The organism is Runella sp. R0.1_18, from assembly GCF_057652155.1.
On the sequence record NZ_JBYFCK010000005.1, the window covers coordinates 1 to 19,203 of the forward strand.

At 40.6% G+C, this 19,203-nt stretch carries 18 protein-coding genes; 10 read left to right on the top strand and 8 right to left on the bottom strand.

The genetic code is table 11. The annotated features are described in order from the left end of the window. The 5 genes from AC23P2_RS10440 to AC23P2_RS10460 all read right to left on the bottom strand — a co-directional run. Positions 1-352, bottom strand: a 352-nt coding sequence (locus tag AC23P2_RS10440) for a DUF6444 domain-containing protein (protein ID WP_487773134.1), incomplete at its 3' end; no start/stop codon positions are given. Between the two features lie 33 nt (positions 353-385). Beyond that, positions 386-886, bottom strand: a complete 501-nt coding sequence (locus tag AC23P2_RS10445; RefSeq protein ID WP_487773135.1) for a hypothetical protein — start codon at positions 884-886, stop codon at positions 386-388. A gap of 234 nt (positions 887-1,120) precedes the next feature. Further along, on the bottom strand, positions 1,121-1,507 hold the full coding sequence (locus tag AC23P2_RS10450) for a transposase (protein ID WP_487773136.1): 387 nt from the start codon (positions 1,505-1,507) through the stop codon (positions 1,121-1,123). Beyond that, positions 1,428-2,222, bottom strand: a complete 795-nt coding sequence (locus tag AC23P2_RS10455; RefSeq protein WP_487773137.1) for an IS110 family transposase — start codon at positions 2,220-2,222, stop codon at positions 1,428-1,430. Before AC23P2_RS10455 ends, AC23P2_RS10450 begins: the two co-directional genes overlap by 80 nt. Before the next feature lie 275 nt (positions 2,223-2,497). Further along, positions 2,498-2,704, bottom strand: coding sequence for a transposase (locus tag AC23P2_RS10460; RefSeq protein ID WP_487773138.1), 207 nt, complete (start codon positions 2,702-2,704; stop codon positions 2,498-2,500). A gap of 245 nt (positions 2,705-2,949) precedes the next feature. Here AC23P2_RS10460 and AC23P2_RS10465 point away from each other — a divergent pair, with 245 nt between their 5' ends. The 3 genes from AC23P2_RS10465 (at position 2,950) to AC23P2_RS10475 (ending at position 5,339) form a co-directional block, all read left to right on the top strand. Further along, entirely contained in the window at positions 2,950-4,056 is a 1,107-nt protein-coding gene (locus AC23P2_RS10465; RefSeq protein ID WP_487773139.1) for an IS110 family RNA-guided transposase, read from the top strand. 151 nt (positions 4,057-4,207) lie between these two features. Beyond that, a complete protein-coding gene (locus AC23P2_RS10470; protein WP_487773140.1) occupies positions 4,208-4,522 on the top strand; it encodes a transposase in 315 nt (104 codons plus the stop codon). A gap of 241 nt (positions 4,523-4,763) precedes the next feature. After that, positions 4,764-5,339, top strand: coding sequence for a dTDP-4-dehydrorhamnose 3,5-epimerase family protein (locus tag AC23P2_RS10475; protein ID WP_487773141.1), 576 nt, complete (start codon positions 4,764-4,766; stop codon positions 5,337-5,339). On the opposite strand, the gene AC23P2_RS10480 is transcribed toward AC23P2_RS10475, so the two are convergent. From AC23P2_RS10480 to AC23P2_RS10490, 3 genes are read right to left on the bottom strand one after another with little or no spacing between them, the layout of a single operon-like run. Further along, positions 5,281-6,147 carry a glycosyltransferase family 2 protein gene (locus AC23P2_RS10480; protein ID WP_487773142.1) on the bottom strand — a complete coding sequence of 289 codons (867 nt, stop codon included), beginning with the start codon at positions 6,145-6,147 and terminating at the stop codon, positions 5,281-5,283. The genes AC23P2_RS10475 and AC23P2_RS10480 overlap by 59 nt on opposite strands. Next, positions 6,134-7,054 (bottom strand): Gfo/Idh/MocA family protein, encoded by a 921-nt coding sequence (locus AC23P2_RS10485; RefSeq protein WP_487773143.1) that lies wholly within the window; start codon positions 7,052-7,054, stop codon positions 6,134-6,136. Before AC23P2_RS10485 ends, AC23P2_RS10480 begins: the two co-directional genes overlap by 14 nt. Beyond that, the gene (locus tag AC23P2_RS10490; protein WP_487773144.1) at positions 7,051-8,061 is read right to left on the bottom strand and encodes a sugar transferase; all 1,011 of its coding nucleotides are present in this window, start codon (positions 8,059-8,061) and stop codon (positions 7,051-7,053) included. Before AC23P2_RS10490 ends, AC23P2_RS10485 begins: the two co-directional genes overlap by 4 nt. 48 nt (positions 8,062-8,109) lie before the next feature. On the opposite strand from AC23P2_RS10490, the gene AC23P2_RS10495 reads away from it, so the two are divergent. The 7 genes from AC23P2_RS10495 (at position 8,110) to AC23P2_RS10525 (ending at position 19,177) form a co-directional block, all read left to right on the top strand. Continuing rightward, positions 8,110-9,576, top strand: a complete 1,467-nt coding sequence (locus AC23P2_RS10495; RefSeq protein ID WP_487773145.1) for a capsule assembly Wzi family protein — start codon at positions 8,110-8,112, stop codon at positions 9,574-9,576. A gap of 63 nt (positions 9,577-9,639) precedes the next feature. After that, positions 9,640-11,142 (top strand): capsule assembly Wzi family protein, encoded by a 1,503-nt coding sequence (locus tag AC23P2_RS10500; protein WP_487773146.1) that lies wholly within the window; start codon positions 9,640-9,642, stop codon positions 11,140-11,142. 15 nt (positions 11,143-11,157) lie between these two features. After that, positions 11,158-11,928: an ABC transporter substrate-binding protein gene (locus tag AC23P2_RS10505; protein ID WP_487773147.1), complete on the top strand. Its 771-nt coding sequence runs from the start codon at positions 11,158-11,160 to the stop codon at positions 11,926-11,928. A 79-nt stretch (positions 11,929-12,007) separates the two neighbouring features. After that, positions 12,008-13,324 (top strand): gluconate:H+ symporter, encoded by a 1,317-nt coding sequence (locus AC23P2_RS10510; RefSeq protein ID WP_487773148.1) that lies wholly within the window; start codon positions 12,008-12,010, stop codon positions 13,322-13,324. A gap of 151 nt (positions 13,325-13,475) precedes the next feature. Further along, on the top strand, positions 13,476-14,879 hold the full coding sequence (locus tag AC23P2_RS10515) for a Gfo/Idh/MocA family protein (RefSeq protein WP_487773149.1): 1,404 nt from the start codon (positions 13,476-13,478) through the stop codon (positions 14,877-14,879). A 71-nt stretch (positions 14,880-14,950) separates the two neighbouring features. After that, on the top strand, positions 14,951-17,701 hold the full coding sequence (locus AC23P2_RS10520; RefSeq protein ID WP_487773150.1) for a DUF1553 domain-containing protein: 2,751 nt from the start codon (positions 14,951-14,953) through the stop codon (positions 17,699-17,701). A gap of 3 nt (positions 17,702-17,704) precedes the next feature. Next, positions 17,705-19,177, top strand: a complete 1,473-nt coding sequence (locus AC23P2_RS10525) for a DUF1501 domain-containing protein (protein ID WP_487773151.1) — start codon at positions 17,705-17,707, stop codon at positions 19,175-19,177. Positions 19,178-19,203 lie beyond the last annotated feature (26 nt).

Consider the following 19,203-nt stretch of genomic DNA (forward strand, 5'->3'; position numbering starts at 1 on the left):
ACTTTGGAGGTTTGGCGATCTCAAAGTTACCTAATCCAGTGCTTTTTTGTGAACTAAGTGAGCCATGCAACAAAGCCGTATGAATGTGGTCAGGATTCGCTACGAATTGAAGCGTTTTGCCTGTATGACCATGCTGACCTCCTGGCTTTTTACCTGACGATTTTGGAAGCGCTGCTTTAATAAGAGGCTTCTTTGCATACCCTTCGCTTGAAGGTGGCTTGTGTGAGTTTGAGGAGTTTTGGCTAAGTTGACGACGCAAATCAGCATTTTCCGCTTCTAACTCTTCGATACGAAGTAGTAAGCGGTTGACTAACGCCTTCAAGTCTGATATTTCTTTGATCAACTCTTCCATAATCTCATCTATGCAAATAGCGTACCTAAACAGTTACTTAATACCTCCGACTTGGACTTTATGAACTTTTATACCAAACTCAACTGGCTTATTTTCTTTGCCTCTCACTATGGGTCTAATATATGGTTTGTAAATACTAACAATTCTATCCCTAATTTTAACTTTTGGATTATCATAGTGATGTTTTTGTTGTTGATATATTTGCCTAATAGTTTTGAAAATTTTAGATTCTTTTGTACTCCATTTTAATGCCTTAGTTTCATTTAGAATTCTTTGTAATTCAATTATTCCTTTTGATAAAAGATATAAACTCACCCGCTTTCTAGATCTCGTTTTTTGATAAGATTTTTTACGTAATTTACTATAAATAAGGTGTTTTTTATGTTGTTCTTTAAACTTACTCCTAGGTACTTTAAGTTTATTCCTCTGGTAAATTTCTGGAATCATTTTCTCCCAAATCCATTGGCATGATTCCCATAAAAGTTTAACCGCATCGGCGGCCCGGGTCGGTGAGAAATCTGATGTAAACTTCATAACAGGTCGCATCTTGTAATAAGATAGTTTTATCTGGAATTTCGTCACGCCAATTCTCAATAATTTTCCGCTGAAACTCTTCAAAATTCACATGTTTACCTAGGTAAGAACGGGCTTTTGACACAAAAGAATTGTCTCTAATCATTTCATTATCATCCAACAATGTTCCACAAAACAATTGCATTGCCCACCGCTGGTACTGTCTTAAAATACAAGTTTTGAATTAAGATTTTTTTATAATTTTGGGACTATTTTTTTGTCCATATTTTCGAGCTCTTTGACATTGTTGGAATTGTAATTTGGTTTGTATTCTGTGTTGTTTTTCCAGATGGCATAACAAAGAGTTAGCAGCTTTTTTTGGACGGCTACATACCCCTTCATTTTGACTTTAGTACGCTCAAAAACCCGTTCGAATAAGGCTTGATAAGTAGGTTCTCCGAAACGTACCGCATTAAAAGCTGGCAAGTGTAAAATTCGTCTGATTCTACTGTTCCCTTTCTTAGAGATTCTTGTTTTTCCTACGCGATTTCCAGATTGATTCTCAACGACATCGTAACCTGCAAAACTGACTATCTGGCGAATATTCCGGGTCGCCGGTGCGATCAAAGCCAGTAAAACCATTTGTTTCAGCTACGATGGTAGCGACGGAGAGTAAACCTAAGCCTTTTATTTTGCACAATTGCACAATTCTGGGTTTTAAAATAGGGTCTTTGTCAATCAATTTAGTGATTTCCTGTTTAGTTTCATCAATCTGTTTGTCGTACAATTTTATCAGTTTCTCCAAGTGCTTAAGCGTAAATTTATCAATCACTCGGCTGTGTAAAATAGCATGTCTTTGATTTTCTGATTGACTTTTAAGCTCTTGAAGTGTCTGATAATGAAGGGTTAGCATCCTCAATTGGTAAATATTTTTCGATAATGGCTCCCATAGTTTTAGACTCTGCTCTAATCCCATTTGAGCTAATCCACGTGCATCAATTGTATCGTTCTTAGATTTGTTACCGATACTTTTCAAGTAATGTTTGGCCTTGTTTGGTAAGACCACACTAACTGCCAAATCATTTTGAAAAAGATACCAAGCCAACTGCTCGTGATAGACTCCAGTGGACTCCATTACATAGCGAACGGGCAAATTTTTATCCTTGCAATGCTTGCTTACCCAGGTTAAAAAACTATCAAATGCGGTCGTTCTATTACTGATTTTTCCGCTTCCTTTGATGGTAATTTTACCATTAGTATCAATCACTGAAACGCATACTTGTAAGGTGTCCTTACTCACGTCAATACCCACGCAATAGCGTAATAAAGTGGCTGAATTTTGAGTCTGTTTGTTCATCGTCAGGGGATGTTTAAAGTGTATTTTTTGCCTGACGGTTTTCCTCGAATTTTGTCGCATCGGCGCTCCGAACATATATGCAGGATTGTAATATAAAAATTACATCCATAGGTACTGTTCAAGTTGATGAGAAAAACAGGGCGAACAGATAGACCAGCGGTACAACATCGACTTCTTTGAGACGTGTTAGCGGCGAGACTCGGACTGCTGTCCTCCCTTGTCAAACAACTACCTCAAAATTGTACGGCTCGGGCCGCCCCGTTTTTCCAACAATTTCAATGAACTTCAAAGATATGGGCGGCGGACCGCATTCGCTTGAGTTCCTCAGTACCCATGCCACCATACTTGCTTTTCCAATTATAGAAGGTTGCTGGTGAGATACCATGTTCGCGGCATACATTTTCTATGTTCTTGTCTTTGCCTACGCTACCCAATATCGCTACGATTTGAGGCGGTTCGCCGCTCATATCTTTGAAGTTCATTGAAATTGTTGGAAAAAGTGCAATTTTGGAGTAGTTGTTTGGCAGGGGAGAACAGCAGTCCGAGTCTCGCCGCTAATACGCCTCTGAGTAGGTGATATTGTACCGCTGGTCTATCTGTTCACCCTGTTTTTCTCTATAACTTGAACAGTACCTATTGGATGTAGCTGAGTGCCACAATCCTGCATTTATGTGCAAAATTCGAGAAAAACCGTCAGGCAAAAAATACACTTAAAACACTCCTGTCGATGAATAAACAAACTCAAAATTCGACCACTTTATTGCGCTATTGTGTGGGCATCGATGTAAGTAAAGACACTCTCCAAGTATGTGTTTCAGTCATTGATACCAATGGCAAAATCACAATCAAAGGAAGTGGAAAAGTAGTAAACAAAACTACGGCATTTGAAAGTTTTTTAACATGGGTGGATAAACATTGCAAAGATAAGTCTCTACCGATTCGCTACGTGATGGAGTCTACAGGTGTCTATCACGAACAGTTAGCGTGGTATCTTTTTCAAAATGATTTGGCAGTTAGTGTGGTCTTACCAAACAAGGCCCAACATTATTTAAAAAGTATCGGGAATAAATCAAAAAATGACTCAATTGATGCAAGAGGTTTGGCTCAGATGGGGCTGGAACAAAACTTAAAACTATGGGAGCCGCTATCGAAAAATATTTACCAATTGAGAATGTTAACTCGTCATTATCAAACACTTCAAGAATTGAAAAATCAATCTGAGAACCAAAAACATGCTGTTTTACACAGTCGGATAATTGATAAGTTTACGCTTAAACACTTAGAAAAACTGATAAAACTATATGACAAGCAGATTGATGAGACCAAAGAAGAAATCACTAAGTTGATTGATAAAGACCCGATTTTGAAGCCCAGAATTGAGCAATTGTGCAAAATAAAAGGCTTAGGATTACTCTCTGTCTCGACCATCGTGGCTGAAACTAACGGTTTTACTGGTTTTGAGAATATTCGTCAGCTGGTCAGTTTTGCAGGTTACGACGTAGTCGAAAACCAATCTGGAAATCGCGTCGGAAAAACAAGAATCTCTAAAAAAGGAAATAGCAGAATTAGGCGTATTTTACACCTACCTGCATTCAACTCTGTTCGCTTTGGCGAACCAACTTGTCAAGCATTGTTTGAGCGAGTTTTTGAGCGTACTAAAATTAAAATGAAAGGCTATGTAGCCGTCCAAAAAAAGTTACTAACCCTTTGTTATGCTATTTGGAAAAACAATACAGATTACAACCCAAATTATTCCAACAATGTCAAAGAACAAGAAAATATGGACAAAAAAATAGTCCCGACAAGCGGGACTACGCAGGATATAGCCGCTTGAAGCAGCTATTCCGATTCAATCCCAAAATTATCAAAAAAATCCTAATTCAAAACTTGCATTTTAAGACAGTACCAGCGATTCGCTAAATTTGCTTTGTTTCATTGTTTTACCATTGTGATTGTGAAAATTAAGAAATTCCCTCCAATTTTAAATGGTTACGCCTCTCGGGAGCAGGACAGCTAAATCAGCACACCTCAAACCACGCAATAACGCAAAGAAAAAGTCAGCAAAAGAAATCCCTCTTGAAGCCAAAAAGATGGCTAAAAAAAGACCCATTATTGAAACCGTGATCGGTATTCAAAAAAATGTAATGGTTCTTGAACACACAAGGCACAGAAAAACGACTAATGCTTTTACACATTCTTTAGCTGCAATATGTACATATTCTTTTTACCAACGAAAACCCAAAGTTAGTATTACAGCACCATTGGAATTGAGGCTGTATTGCCCCCCAATGGCTGCATAGATATTGAAAAGTTCACGTTACTTTACTATAATCAGTTTTTCCTCCTGACTCCATGATTTTTGATGTTTTCCCATTGAACCACAACTTTAAAAGTTATACCCTAATTTGTATCCAACTTTTTAGCGGGCTAGATTCTAAACGTCAAATAGCACAGATTTAATCTTAACCAACGAAAAAAAGCCGTTTGATAATTGGTTAAATGCGCTCTTCGCACTACCTTTGTCAAAAAGAATGTATCCTAATGAGTAGTGTTGCGGTTTTAAAGTCATCCCAAATTGCGGGTACAGACCTCCATCAAGTTCGCTTAATATCATTGACCGAACATAAAGATTTACGGGGTTCGTTTACTGAGATTTTCCAGGAAAATTGGGGCAGTGTATTAAAACCTGTTCAATGGAGCGTTATAAAGTCAGAAGCAAATGTATTTAGGGGAATGCATTACCACCAACGTCATGACGAATATTTTTGTTTAATTGAAGGTCACTGCCTAGTGGGTCTTAGAGATTTGCGACCAAATTCACCGACACAACATCAATCGGCTCTTTTTGAATTACATGGCAATAACCCCTCTGCGCTGATATTTCCGAAAGGGCTACTACATGGCTGGTATTTTCATACTACTTCGCTTCACATCCAGTCTGTGTCCGAGGCATATGAAGATTATGGTCCTGATGACAATTGGCGTTGTCGTTGGGATGATCCTGAGCTTGAATTACCTTGGGGCATAAAAAATACACCTATTTTAACTGACTTGGCTTCTAATGCCCCTTCATTAAGTAATTTACTTTCCTCTTTAAAGAAGCTAGCTTATATTTAAATTGAGTTTGTATAATTACCAAAAAATCACTTATAGAGCGTCCCTTAATTAAAATTTGGAGACCTTTAAGGTACTCTTTTTTTCGTTCATTTAATGAATACTTCAATGCTTCTTCTATCAAATATGAATGCAGTGTTGGCTCCAAAAGCTTATCACACCAGTTTTTAAGCTCATCTACACGTTTTTCAGTTGGTATTCCTGGATATGTTGCTCCTCGTTTAAAATAAAGAACAGAAGGAGTATAACAAACAGAAACACGAAAATTAGAATTCTCTTGAAACTGTTCCCACATATATGTATCTGTAAATAAATGAGCAGGAGTAAGTCTCCATCCGTGAGGTAAATTTTTATAAAGTTCTAATGTATGCCCAACCGTTGAAAACAAAAATGTCCTAACTGTATGAGATAAATCAAAATCAATATTTTTATCTTGTAATATTTTAAATACGTTTGATGCTACAAAATTTCCATTTTTTTGGAATAGTAACAATAGTGTTTCTAAGTGATTAGGTAACCAAAGATCCCGATCAAGTAAATAAGCAATATAAGTCCCTTCTGCATAACGAGTTAATACTTGATGTCGATATGGTTCTCCTCTTCTTATATGTTTAGGAAAATCAAAAAATTTGATACGAGCATCTTTGTCTTGTAATAATTTGATTACATTTCTCGTATATTGATTAACTCCATCCCCTATAATTAATAATTCAAAACTTGAAACAGATTGATTTAATACACTTTGTACAGAAAAGGGAAGTAAATAGCCTCGATCAGATGTTGTAGGAAGAATTATACTAAATATTGGCATTTTTGTTGGCCATTTGATTTAATTGTGAAACTAAACGGATTGTTTCAATTCCTTCATAAAAAGTAGAAATAGGAGGAGCCCCACCCTTTAAAAAGGCAATAAAGGCTTTTAGTTCCTTTTGTAGTGCCGATTCTTCTTTTAAATAAAATCGTTCACATTTAGAAGGCCCTGGATAAGTTTCACTGTTTCCATAATAAACTTCCACATAATTTATATTTTCATCTTTTAAAATCGCAACTGCTTCAGTTCCTTGAAGACGAACTTCTCGTATTTTATTTGGAGAGCGATTAGAAATCTCTATTTTAACAAACGGGCTATTTCCCAAAATAGCAACCATATTTCTTATTTTAGTAAAATGAAATTCAGCTACTGCATACTTTGGTTCTGGTATATACCCGAGTATTTGCAGAGCAATTGTTAAATCATGAGGGATAAGATTCCAAAGGGTATCTGTATCAAATCTAGGACTTGTCCAATTACACCGGTAAGTATGAAGTGATTTTACCTCCCCAACTTTTTTTTGCCGCACCAACTCGCTTAACATCTGAATTCCAGAATGGTATCTCCAAATATGCATCATGAAAATTTTTTTATGATTGACTTTAGAGACTAATTTTAGCGCATCTTCATAAGATGTAGTCAGTGGTTTCTCAACAAAAATAGGAACATCCCAGTTCGACAATTCAACTAATAATTGGTAATGAGTTGAAGAGTCTGAGGCAATGATAACCCCATCTACGCCTTTTAAAGAGTTTAAACCTTGATGAACTTCAACAGGATATCTATTTGCGATTTGCTCACGTACCTTTGAATTTAAGTCGTAGACTTTAATAAATACTTCTAGTTGAAGCAATTCATTTAAAATAAGTTTCCCCCAAATACCACACCCTATGAGCCCTAACGTCATATTCCTCTACTTAATAAAACTGTCACCAACGTTCTCCAAACAATCGTCAACTCCAAAGTTAATGACCAATTTGTAATGTAGTACAAATCATACATCAACTTATGCCGAGCATCTTTTACTCCAGTCCCATATGTATACATTACTTGTGCATAACCTGATATTCCAGGTTTAACAACAGAACGTTGGTTATAATAAGGAATTTCTTCAACAAAAGTTTCAACAAACACTTTTCTTTCTGGCCGAGGACCAATAAGTGATATTTCGCCTCTTAATAAATTTAAAAGCTGTGGCAACTCATCTGTTCGAGTAATTCTCATTAGACGCCCAAAAGGGAAGACCCTATCATCATTACGGGAAGCAAATTTAGCCCCATTAGCCTCTGCATCTAAACGCATTGAACGGAACTTGATACATTCAAATTCGATATTGTTGTGCCCCAATCGCTTTTGTTTGTAGAAGACATGCCCTGGCGATTGAAACTTAACAACAAGAAAAACAAGAAACCATACTGGTAAAGTCAGTGGTAATAAAATACAACATGCCAAAATATCCATTATTTTTTTGGATAGAAGAATTTTCCAGTTGAAAGGTTGGGCTTTTTGAAGGCCAAAAACGGATTCTTCAATTGTTTCTGGTACATATGTTTTTTTTAAGCACTTCTCACAAAAATCATGCACAGTGCTAATCTCTATTATCTTACTATCTTTAATTGATAATTGATAAATAATCTCATATTGTCTATCATAAGCTGGATTTGTTACTAAATGGATTTGGTGATTTTGCGCAAATACAGTTAGAAGCACCTCTACTAAGCTTTCTGTATCAATCAATCGTTTTGGAACTAAAATAATTTTTGCATATTTTGCAAGCAAAAACTTCAAATCCCTCTTTTGTAGAAAATAATCATACCCAGTTATAACTAGCGTTTTACTAGAGGATGTTTTTTTGGATTTCAGCGTATGAATTGAAATATGAGGAATTGTACGATGGATATTAGTGAATCTCATATATTACATAGTCTTACTTTAGTATGACTTTGCTTCAAATAAAGTAAAATGAAACAAATTTGTTTAGCTTTAGTGCTGGTAGGAACTTGGATACTTTTCACTTTTTGTTCCTTCTCCCAAGGCACGAATATACAAAAGCCCATCCAATATACACTGAAAAGTGATTTTTTTTTATCTACATCATCTCTTCCTTTTTGGCATTATGCGAATCAATACAACTTAACTCCAAAACAGCAACATTTCACTTCTATCACACAAATATACTTAAATATTGATTATCAAAAAGATAGCCTCAAAAAACACACTCATTTATTAGGATGGGGAAGCGAAGTTAACGGCATAGTCCAAAAAAGTCTTTCCAATAAATTGAAAATAGTTTTTCCTGACTTTTTTTTAAAATTGAGACTAGGTTCTCTGGAATTTTGGGGAGGAAGGCGACGAGAAATCTATGGTTTTGTTGGAGATACTACTTTAACATCAGGCTCATTCAGTTGGTCGTCTAATGCTTTTCCAATTCCCAAAATACAAATAAATACGTTGGGTTTTATAGATGTACCATTTACTAATTCCTTACTTCAAATTCATGCAACTTTCGCTCACGGATGGTTAGATACTCTTGCAGTAGATTATGGAGCCCGTGTCAATACTGTCAAAGGTTATTTACATCAAAAAACGCTATACATAAAAATAGGACGGCCAAGCTGGAGAGTGAATCTATACGGAGGATTTAATCACCAAGCCCAATGGGGGGGAGAAAATCAAATTTGGCCCGACGGGCTTCCTCCAAAAGAAGCTTGGTGGGCAGTAGTTATTGGGAAGCCTTGGCAAGGTAGCCGTGTGGGAAACCACCTTGGGACGCTTGATTTAGGGATGATCTGGAAATTATCAGATGATAAGTCTTTGACCTTCTTTCGGCAAAATATTTTTGACGATGGCTCGCTTTACAACTTTTTAAATATCAAAGACGGTCTTCAAGGAGTCACCTTCCGAAATCGCTCCACCCCCAACTATACACGAACATTTACACTCGAAAAAATAAACTTGGAGTGGCTGAATACCACAAGCCAAGGTGGTGATGTATTTGATTTTCAACAACAAATTTTTGGGAGAGATAATTATTTTAATCATTACGTGTATCCGCAAGGCTGGTCTTACAAAAATGAAATGATTGGAACCCCTTTCATACCAAAGCAAAGCGATATACTCAATCCTCTACCTACTGTCAAGAATTTGATGACAATTAACAATCGGGTACAAGTAGTACATCTCGGTGCAAGTGGCTGGATTGATGAATGGAAATGGCTTATAAAAGCCTCTTTCAGTAGTAATTTAGGTACCTACGATTATCCATTCCCAACTCCTCTTAAACAATTCTCTGGTCTGTTGCAAATTCAAAAAGAACTTCCATTGTTACAGGGAATTGATTGGACTACTTCCATTGCTTTTGATTCAGGTTTACTTTACGAACCTTCCTTAGGAATCCAATTAGGACTTCGTAAAAGAGGATTTTTTTGATAACTTTGTTTTTTACATTGTTCCCACAAGTATTCTATTCGTCCAGAAATTACTTCATTTCCCTTGAAAAAGCTTTTCGTATTACTGTCTTGTTGCTTTTTAATTTTGGGTTGTACAGGTTTGGCTGCCGCACAAGATAGTACTGCAAAACATTCTTTTAGGACTGATTTCAGTGCTTTTTATTACAATACGGCCACCCAAATGCCCTTTTGGTTACGAGCGAATCAGTACGATGTCGTGCCAGAAAAAACAGCTGTTGCACTAAGTGGGACAATCGACTTTGAAAGTAACTTATCTGCAAAAAATAATAATTGGAAACTCATAGGCGGTACTCAAGTGGTAGGAAATCTGCTCGATAGTAGAAGTACCACTCTATTTTTACCCCAGTTGTATGCAGGCGTTAAATATAAAAATTTACTTTTTTATGCTGGTCGCAAAAAAGAATTGTTTGGTTTAGCTGACAGTACACTTGGCACAGGTTCTTATATATGGTCGGGCAATGCCTTTCCGATGCCCAAACTCCAAATTGAAATACCAGATTATCAACCATTAGGAAAAAACAACCCTTGGTTAGCTTTTAAGGGAAATTATGCTCATAGCTGGTTTGGGACGAACAAGTTTGCCTACGGTTATTATTTGCACCAAAAGTCCGTTTATGTTCGTATCGGTAGGCAAAGCTCTTCCGTCAAACTATATGGAGGCTTTAACCACCAAGTACAATGGGGAGGAAAGACGTTTGACGATATCGCAACGGTTACAAATAAGACGCTACCCAGCAGTTTTGCAGACTATTTATTAGCAGTAATCGCCATTGGCCCCAATATTGGGGTTCGAAAAGGCAATGCCTTCGACTCTACAAACCGCGTAGGTAACCATTTAGGTACAGTTGATGTTGGCTTTGAACTTGATTTGAAAAAAGTAAATATTTTGGTGTATCGCCAAAATATCTACGAAGATGGGTCTTTATTCTACCTTACAAGCATCGCCGACGGCCTGAATGGGATTGTACTCACCAATCTTTACCCTAGCCAAGAAAAAGGTAGAATTTCCTTTAAAAAGGTGGTATTTGAGTTCTTAAATACCCGTAGTCAGGGTGGTGATACGTTTGTGATGACGAATGGTAAAAAGCGTGGCAAAGACGAGTACTTCAACCATCAACAGTACTACGATGGGTGGTCGTATCGACGACGAATTATCGGGACACCGTTCATTACGAATCAGGAAGACACCAACCGCCCTGAAGAACAAAATACCAATGACATGGCTAATAATAACCGTGTTTTAGTATATCATCTTGGTTTTGAAGGCAATATCGGCCCCTCCATTCAGTTTTTATCCAAAATTTCTTACAGTGCCAATTACGGTACTTACATCTACCCCTACCCTACCGTTCCCAAACAACTATCGGCTTTGTTACAACTCAAAGGTCAAATTGCTGCATTGTCGGGCTTAGAATGGGTTGCTTCTGCGGCCATTGACCGTGGTGACCTTTATACCAAAAATACAGGTTTTAAAATAGGTTTTAGGCAAACCTTTGGTACAGGCAAATTTCGTACATCCAACTAGGACACTTCATCTTGTATGCGTTCTTCACCGATAGCTCCGCAGCGAATAGTGTCACTTGTTCCGTCACAAACTGAGCTCCTTTTTGACCTTGGTTTGGAAGATAAAGTAGTAGGTATTACAAAATTTTGTTGCCACCCCGCCAATCAAGTAAAAAGCATCTCAAAAATCGGCGGAACCAAAAACTTTGACTTTGAAAAAATCAAGGCGCTGAAACCCGATTTGATTATTGGCAATAAAGAGGAAAATTATCAAGAAGGCATTGAAACTTTGCAACGAGACTTTCCCGTTTGGATTTCTGACATCGTCACGTTGGAAGACTCGCTTGAAATGATTCGGGAGGTCGGACAGCTTACCCACAAAGAGCCTGAGGCTTTCAAAATTTGTCAACAATTATCCATCCAATTTGACTCACTCCAATCGCCATCACGTCGCCCACGCGTAGCGTATTTTATTTGGAAAAAGCCCTACATGGTTGCCGCAAACGGCACATTTATCCACGAGATGCTGGGGAAAGCTGGTTTTCTAAACGTATTTGAAGGCCTGACACGTTATCCCGAAATCTCAGAAGCTGACTTAAAACAAACTGCTCCTGAGCTTATCTTTCTTTCTTCAGAGCCTTATTCATTTCGAGAAAAACACTTACAAGAATTTCAAGAAATTTGTCCATCAGCCCACATTATGTTGGTTGATGGTGAATTGTTCAGTTGGTACGGGAGTAGGTTATTAAAATCCGTTGCTTATTTCAACGAATTGAGAGATAGTTTGTCAAAATTCTTCATTTCCTGATTTTGTACAAAACTATCTTTGCAAATTTTTAACATTGTACTTAGTTTCATACGATTTTATACCTAAAACCCTCCTTACTATGCTGCTTTTGTATGTCCTGTTGGGGATTGTAGCCCTTGTTTTGTTAGTTGCCTATTTCCATCTTGATACGTTCATTTCCTTCGTCATTGTCAGTATTGGCCTAGGATTAGCCTGTGGAATGAGCGTAAGTCAAATCAGTCAGTCGCTCGAAAAAGGCATCGGCGGAACGCTCGGGTCATTGGTAATTATCATTGGTTTTGGTTCAATGCTTGGCAAACTCGTGGCGGATAGTGGGGCAGCCCAACGGATTACTACCACCCTCATGAATATTTTTGGTCTCAAATACCTACCTTGGGGGCTTGCATTGGCTGGTTTTATTATCGGTTTACCTTTGTTTTATAATGCGGGTTTTGTGATTGTCATCCCCCTCATTTTTACCATTACTGCCTCTACTCGACTTCCCATGTTGTATGTCGCTATTCCGATGTTATCAGCACTTTCGGTAGCGCACGGTTATTTACCTCCTCACCCCTCGCCTACAGCCATTGCTACCCAATTTAAAGCAGATGTGGGACAAACACTCTTTTACGGGATTTTGGTGGCGATTCCTGCCATCATCATTGCAGGCCCACTTTTTGGAAAAACCTTAAAAAAATACAATCCCAAACCCGACGCTTCACTTTTTAACACCCGCCAATTTACCGAAGCCGAAATGCCTAGCCTGAGCATTAGCCTTGTAGTAGCGCTTTTACCTTTGCTTTTATTGACATTGATGCCGTGGCTCAAAGGACAATTTGCGGAAAATTCGGCGTTACACACAGCGTTTTCATTTTTGGGGGATCCCTCTATTTCAATGCTCATTTCAGTACTTGTAGCTATTTATTTCTTGGGAATCCGTCGGGGAAGAAGTACCAAACATGTGATGAAATCACTGGAAGAAGCCTTCAAAAGCGTCTCAATCATTCTCTTGATTGTAGCAGGAGCGGGTGGGTTTAAACAAATACTTACCGATGGCGGGGTAAGTAAGTACATTGGTGAACTACTAGCAGGTGTTCAAATTTCGCCTCTTTTATTAGGTTGGGCGATTGCAGGCGTTATTCGCATTTGTGTAGGTTCGGCTACAGTGGCGGGCCTCACCGCCGTAGGAATTATCGCCCCTTTGGTTCAAAGTCAAGGAGTTAAGCCTGAATTAATGGTCTTAGCAATCGGTTCAGGTAGCTTGATTTGCTCTCACCTAAACGACGGTGGCTTTTGGTTGTTCAAAGAATATTTCAACCTATCTATCAAAGAAACCTTACAAACTTGGACGATTATGGAAACCATCGTTTCGGTAGTAGGGTTAATTGGAGTTCTAGTTTTGAACCAATTTGTTTAGTGTGACTAAAACCCATCTAATTAAAAATCAACTATTTGGACATAAAATTCTATTTATAAGCAATGATTACTTCGGTAGTCATTGCTTATTTTTTAAATTTATTTATTAATTTGCTTCATCAATATTTCTAACCTTCAATCCCTCCCACTCCATGAAAAATTTCTTGGAACGCCGCTCATTTCTAAAAGCTACGGCAGCCATTGGTTCTGCCTTAGGATTACCCTTTGCTTCTAATGCTCGCTCAAATTCAATAGAAGAAACCATTGCTCAAACTACCGTCATCCCCAAGGCCGTTGGTAAGTCGGTCATTGGCCTAAAATCAGCACCGATTCCGCAGGTTCGGGTGGCTTTTATTGGGGTCGGGAACCGTGGTTCGGGACACGTAAAACTGGTACATGCCTGCGGAGCAAAAGCCAAAATTGTCGCCGTTTGCGACATTCAGGAGCGCTATACCAACCGAACCAAACAGTGGCTTGAATCTAAAGGGGTCAACGACGTTGCCTACTATCATTCCAAAGTAGATGCGTGGAAAGAAATGTGTCGCCGCGATGATATCGACCTCGTTATCATTGCCACTCCTTGGGAAGACCACGTGCCCATGTGCGTCTATGCCATGCAACAAGGCAAACACGCTGCCACTGAAGTGCCTGCGGCTTATACCATAGAAGATTGTTGGAAACTTGTAAATACCGCCGAGCAAACGCAACGCAACTGTATGATGCTTGAAAACGTTTGCTATGGCGACGAAGAACTTTGGGTGTTAAACATGGCCGAACAGGGTGTTTTTGGTACCATTACTTACGCTGAATGTGGTTATATCCACGATTTACGGGAGTTACTTTTCTCCAAAACTGAATACTATAACATGTGGCGGATTCGTCACAATTTGACCCGTGACGGAAACCTTTATCCCATGCACGGACTGGGACCTGTGTCTCAATACATGAACATCGATCGTGGCGACCGTTTCAATCACCTAGTGTCCATGAGCAGTTTGGAAGCTAGTCTTAGCGAGGATTCAAGTACGATGACCGACCCTTCTAACGAATTCCACGGGCGGAAAGGTTTTAAACACGGCGACATGAACAATACGCTCATTAAGACGCATTTAGGGCGTACGATTTTGGTACAACACGATGTCGTCACCGCTCGTCCTTACAGCCGTATCAACATGCTGGCGGGAACCAAGGCATTTCATACGGGCTATCCAAGCCGTTTTGCCAAAAAAGGACAAGGACACGGTTTTATTAAAGACGACGAATACAAAGCCTTGCGCGAACAATACAAACACCCAATTTGGGCAAAAATGAAGGAAGAAATCGAGCGTAATGGCGGGCATGGCGGTATGGACTTTGTTTTAATTTACCGCTTGATTGACTGCTTCAACCGTGGGACAGCCCTCGACATGGACGTGTACGATGCCGCCTCATGGTCGTCGGTAACTCCGCTTTCTGCACTTTCGATTCAGGGTGGCAACGCTCCTGTTAAATTCCCTGACTTCACGCGCGGACGCTGGAAAGAAGACCGTAAACTCGGTATTTTGACCAACGTTTAATCTCTCCTACAGTCCTTCCTAAGACCTTCCAAGTTTCGGAAACTTGGAAGGTCTATTTTACCACCATTCCCATGACCTTTCTGAACAAACTACTCGTTGGTACAGTAGCTGTTTGCGTTTTAGCATACGGCTATCATTCCCTGTCTGAAAGCGAAATTGACTTTAATACGCAAGTCAAGCCTATTTTGAACAAAAAGTGTATGGCTTGCCACGGTGGAGTAAAAAAAGCAGGCGGGTTTAGCCTCTTGTTTGAAGAAGAAGCTTTCGGAAAAACCAAATCTGGAAAGCCTGCCATCATTCCAGGAGATGCTGCTCACTCCGAATTTATCCTTCGCTTGACGCACCCTGATCCTGAAAAATTTATGCCAAAAAAGGGCGAGCCTCTCAGCAAAGAAGAAATAGAAATACTGACCAAATGGATTGATCAAGGAGCAAAATGGGGAAAACATTGGGCTTACCAGGCCGTTGAAAAACCAGCGGTTCCAAGTACTTCATGGTGGAAGTTTTGGCAAAACTCGTGGGCGAATAATGATATTGACCACTTTGTGGCCGAAAAATTTAAAGAACAGCAACTATCGCACAGCCAAGAAGCCGATAAAGCCACGCTTTTACGCCGCGTAACGCTCGATTTGACAGGGCTTACGCCCACCGAACAACAGTACAAAGCTTTTCTTAACAATCCCGCCTCCAATGCCTACGAAACTGTGGTTGATTCTTTGTTAAAATCACCAGCTTTTGGAGAAAAATGGGCTTCTATGTGGCTCGATTTGGCACGCTATGCCGATTCAAAAGGCTACGAAAAGGACGATATTCGCAATGCTTGGCGTTACCGCGATTGGGTCATTAAGGCATTTAATCAAAACATGCCTTATGACCAGTTTATCACCGAACAATTGGCAGGTGATTTGCTTCCGAATCCTACTGAAAATCAACTCATTGCAACTGGTTTTCACCGAAATACCACCAATAACGACGAAGGAGGAACCGACGATGAAGAGTTTCGCGTGGCTGCCGTGCTCGACCGCGTAAGCACCAATTGGGTAGCTTTCAATAGTACGACCTTTGCGTGTGTCCAATGCCATAGCCATCCGTATGACCCTTTTAAGCACGAAGAGTTTTATAAGTACATGGCCTTCTTCAACAACACGCGCGACGAGGATGTCATGGATGAATCGGCACACTTGAGATTTTTCAATGAAACTGACCAAAAGAAACTAGATGAAGTCGCTCAATGGGTGAAAACTTCCGTTTCTGAAACAAAGTCGAAAGAAATTGTCCATTTTTTACGAACCGTCGAACCACGCATTTATGCGCACAATTTTGATAGTTTTCAAAAAGGAACTTCCGAGCCTAGTTCGTACATGGGCATGCAAAATGGGGGAACCTGCCGCTTAAAAAACGCCCCAACCATCAATAAAAGTCGGATGTTGATTTCTTACGTCACGGCGCAAGTCGGTGGAAGTATCGAAATTAGAACCGATAGCCTCAACGGCCCGAAATTGGCCGTAGTAAAGCTTGATACGGCACAAGGGCGTAATTTTTGGAACGGCCTTACGCTCCTGAAATGGGTGAATCTTCCCAAATTTAGCACAAGAAAAGACCTGCATTTTATTTTCCGAAACCCCAAGTTAACCTCTGAAAGTCAGGATGTCTGCTTGGTCAATTGGGTCATGTTTTTGGAGGACGACTTTCCTGGAAAAGGAAAAGAGGGTTACGAAACACAGTTCAAACATTTCAACGAACTGTTGCTGACCCGCACCGAAAACGTCCCTATTATGCTCGAAAACCCCGCCGATTTGAAACGTACAACACGAATTTTTGAGCGGGGAAGTATGTTTTCGCCCACCACGGCCGTCGAGCCCGATGTACCACATTCATTACACCCATTTCCTAAAAATGCCCCACGAAATAGACTAGGATTAGCCCAATGGATTACGGCCAAAGAAAACCCGCTCACGGCTCGAACGCTAGTCAATCGGGTGTGGGAACAATTATTTGGAACAGGTCTTGTCGAAACCCTCGAAGACATGGGTTCGCAAGGCTTTTCCCCTACCCATCAGTCCTTGCTCGACTACCTTTCGTACCGTTTTATGGACGATATGAAATGGCAGATTAAACCGCTTTTGAAGGAGATTGTTTTATCGGCCACCTACCGCCAAGATTCTCACGTTACCGATGAACTTTTGGAAAAAGACCCTGCCAATCGCTATTTGGCACGTGGCCCTCGCGTTCGATTGACAGGCGAGCAGGTTCGTGATCAAGCCTTGGTCGTCAGCAATTTATTGAGTCGAAAAATGTACGGCCGCCCCGTCATGCCTTACCAGCCACAAGGAGTTTGGCAAGTCGTTTACAGCGGTTCTAAATGGAACCAAAGCGTAGGTGAAGATGCCTATCGGCGCGCCATTTATACCTACATTCGGCGTTCAAGTCCGTATCCAAGTATGCTTACGTTTGATGGCTCCACGCGCGATGTCTGTTTGGCCCGACGGATTCGCACCAACACTCCTTTGCAGGCATTGGTCACACTCAACGATTCGGCCTTTGTTGATGTGGCCCAACACTTTGCGCGTCGAATGCAACATGAAGGAGGCAAAACCGTTGCTTCTCAGCTTCAAAAAGGATATGAGTGGATGACGGGTCATGCGCTTCCAAAACCCAAGCAAGAAGTATTTGAAAACCTCTATCAGGAAGCGCTGATGCGTTTTCAAAAAGACCCCAAAAAACGCGAAGACTGGATGTGTAACAGCACGGCTGAAACCGCTGCGCTGGCGTTTGTGGCCAATACTATGTTGAATATGGACGAGTTTATAACGAAGGAATAACCCATGAAACTTCAAAACGAACTTCAAATCGAATCCGCTCTGTTGGAAACTCGGCGGCATTTTCTCAAGCAATGTACTTCGGGGCTGGGCATGATGGCCTTAGGAACCATGTTTGGAAGCTGCGGCAACGGGAGTACTAAAAAACAGCTTGTTACCAATCCATTGGATGTCAAGATTCCACATTTTGCGGCTAAGGCTAAATCGGTGATTTTCTTGCACATGTGCGGTTCTCCGTCGCAACTTGAGCTGTGGGATTACAAGCCCGAATTGGCCAAATTGGACGGTAAACCTTGCCCTCCTTCGTTTTTGGAAGGCAAAAAATTTGCGTTCATCCGTGGAGTGCCCGACATGCTTGGGTCGGTAGGCGTGTTCAAGCAACACGGCCAATCAGGCGCATGGATGTCCGATTATTTTACCTATTTACCCCAAATGGCCGATGAAATTTCTTTTTTGAAAGCCATGTACACCGACCAGTTTAACCACGCTCCCGCACAGTTGTTTATGCACACGGGCAGTGCGCGCTTAGGTCGCCCTTCGATGGGCTCGTGGGTAACGTACGGGTTGGGTTCCGAAAACGCCAATTTGCCAGGCTTTGTCGTGCTTACATCGGGAGGGAAAGCCCCCGATGCGGGAAAATCGGTCTGGGGAAATGGTTTTTTACCATCGGTTTACCAAGGAGTCCAATGCCGCTCCGAAGGTGACCCCGTTTTGTTTTTGAGCGACCCCAACGGCTTAGACCGAGATCTACGTAAAAAAGCCATTGACGCGCTTACCGCAGTCAATCAACAACAATACGAGGAATTTAAAGACCCCGAAACATTGGCTCGTATTGCGCAGTACGAAATGGCCTTCAAAATGCAGGTATCAGTACCTGAAGTGATGGATATTAGCAAAGAGCCCACCTACATTCATCAACTCTACGGCACCCAACCAGGGCAATCATCTTTTGCCAACAACTGCCTCTTGGCGCGTAAATTGGTCGAAAAAGGCGTTCGTTTTGTACAGTTATACGACTGGGGCTGGGACACCCACGGCGACGGGAAAGGGACTTCGTTGGAATTTGGGTTACGCGATAAAATTAATCAAATCGACCAATCCATCACGGCTTTACTGTTGGATTTGAAACAACGCGGTATGTTGGATGAAACGTTGGTGGTGTGGGGCACGGAATTTGGCCGAACGCCAATGCAAGAAAACCGCAACGGCAAAAAAATGCCTTTCAAAGGCCGCGACCACCATACCGATGCGTTTACGTGCTGGATGGCAGGAGGTGGTGTCAAGCGAGGATTTAGTATGGGAGAAAGCGATGAGCTAGGGTATTTTGGCATCAAAGACCGAACGCACATTCACGATTTACAGGCGACGATTTTGCACCAACTTGGTTTTGACCACGAACAACTCACCTACGAGTTTCAAGGACGAAATTTCCGACTGACCGATACGGCAGGCAAAGTGATTAGAAATGTCATTGCCTAAAAAAGATAAAGCCCCGCTATCGTGAG

Bases quoted from the DNA above. Each gene is read 5' to 3' on its own strand.
- AC23P2_RS10445 (WP_487773135.1), bottom strand. From the start codon at position 886: ATGAAGTTTACATCAGATTTCTCACCGACCCGGGCCGCCGATGCGGTT.
- AC23P2_RS10450 (WP_487773136.1), bottom strand. From the start codon at position 1,507: ATGGTTTTACTGGCTTTGATCGCACCGGCGACCCGGAATATTCGCCAG.
- AC23P2_RS10455 (WP_487773137.1), bottom strand. From the start codon at position 2,222: ATGAACAAACAGACTCAAAATTCAGCCACTTTATTACGCTATTGCGTG.
- AC23P2_RS10460 (WP_487773138.1), bottom strand. From the start codon at position 2,704: ATGAACTTCAAAGATATGAGCGGCGAACCGCCTCAAATCGTAGCGATA.
- AC23P2_RS10465 (WP_487773139.1), top strand. From the start codon at position 2,950: ATGAATAAACAAACTCAAAATTCGACCACTTTATTGCGCTATTGTGTG.
- AC23P2_RS10470 (WP_487773140.1), top strand. From the start codon at position 4,208: ATGGTTACGCCTCTCGGGAGCAGGACAGCTAAATCAGCACACCTCAAA.
- AC23P2_RS10475 (WP_487773141.1), top strand. From the start codon at position 4,764: ATGAGTAGTGTTGCGGTTTTAAAGTCATCCCAAATTGCGGGTACAGAC.
- AC23P2_RS10480 (WP_487773142.1), bottom strand. From the start codon at position 6,147: ATGCCAATATTTAGTATAATTCTTCCTACAACATCTGATCGAGGCTAT.
- AC23P2_RS10485 (WP_487773143.1), bottom strand. From the start codon at position 7,054: ATGACGTTAGGGCTCATAGGGTGTGGTATTTGGGGGAAACTTATTTTA.
- AC23P2_RS10490 (WP_487773144.1), bottom strand. From the start codon at position 8,061: ATGAGATTCACTAATATCCATCGTACAATTCCTCATATTTCAATTCAT.
- AC23P2_RS10495 (WP_487773145.1), top strand. From the start codon at position 8,110: ATGAAACAAATTTGTTTAGCTTTAGTGCTGGTAGGAACTTGGATACTT.
- AC23P2_RS10505 (WP_487773147.1), top strand. From the start codon at position 11,158: ATGCGTTCTTCACCGATAGCTCCGCAGCGAATAGTGTCACTTGTTCCG.
- AC23P2_RS10510 (WP_487773148.1), top strand. From the start codon at position 12,008: ATGCTGCTTTTGTATGTCCTGTTGGGGATTGTAGCCCTTGTTTTGTTA.
- AC23P2_RS10515 (WP_487773149.1), top strand. From the start codon at position 13,476: ATGAAAAATTTCTTGGAACGCCGCTCATTTCTAAAAGCTACGGCAGCC.
- AC23P2_RS10520 (WP_487773150.1), top strand. From the start codon at position 14,951: ATGACCTTTCTGAACAAACTACTCGTTGGTACAGTAGCTGTTTGCGTT.
- AC23P2_RS10525 (WP_487773151.1), top strand. From the start codon at position 17,705: ATGAAACTTCAAAACGAACTTCAAATCGAATCCGCTCTGTTGGAAACT.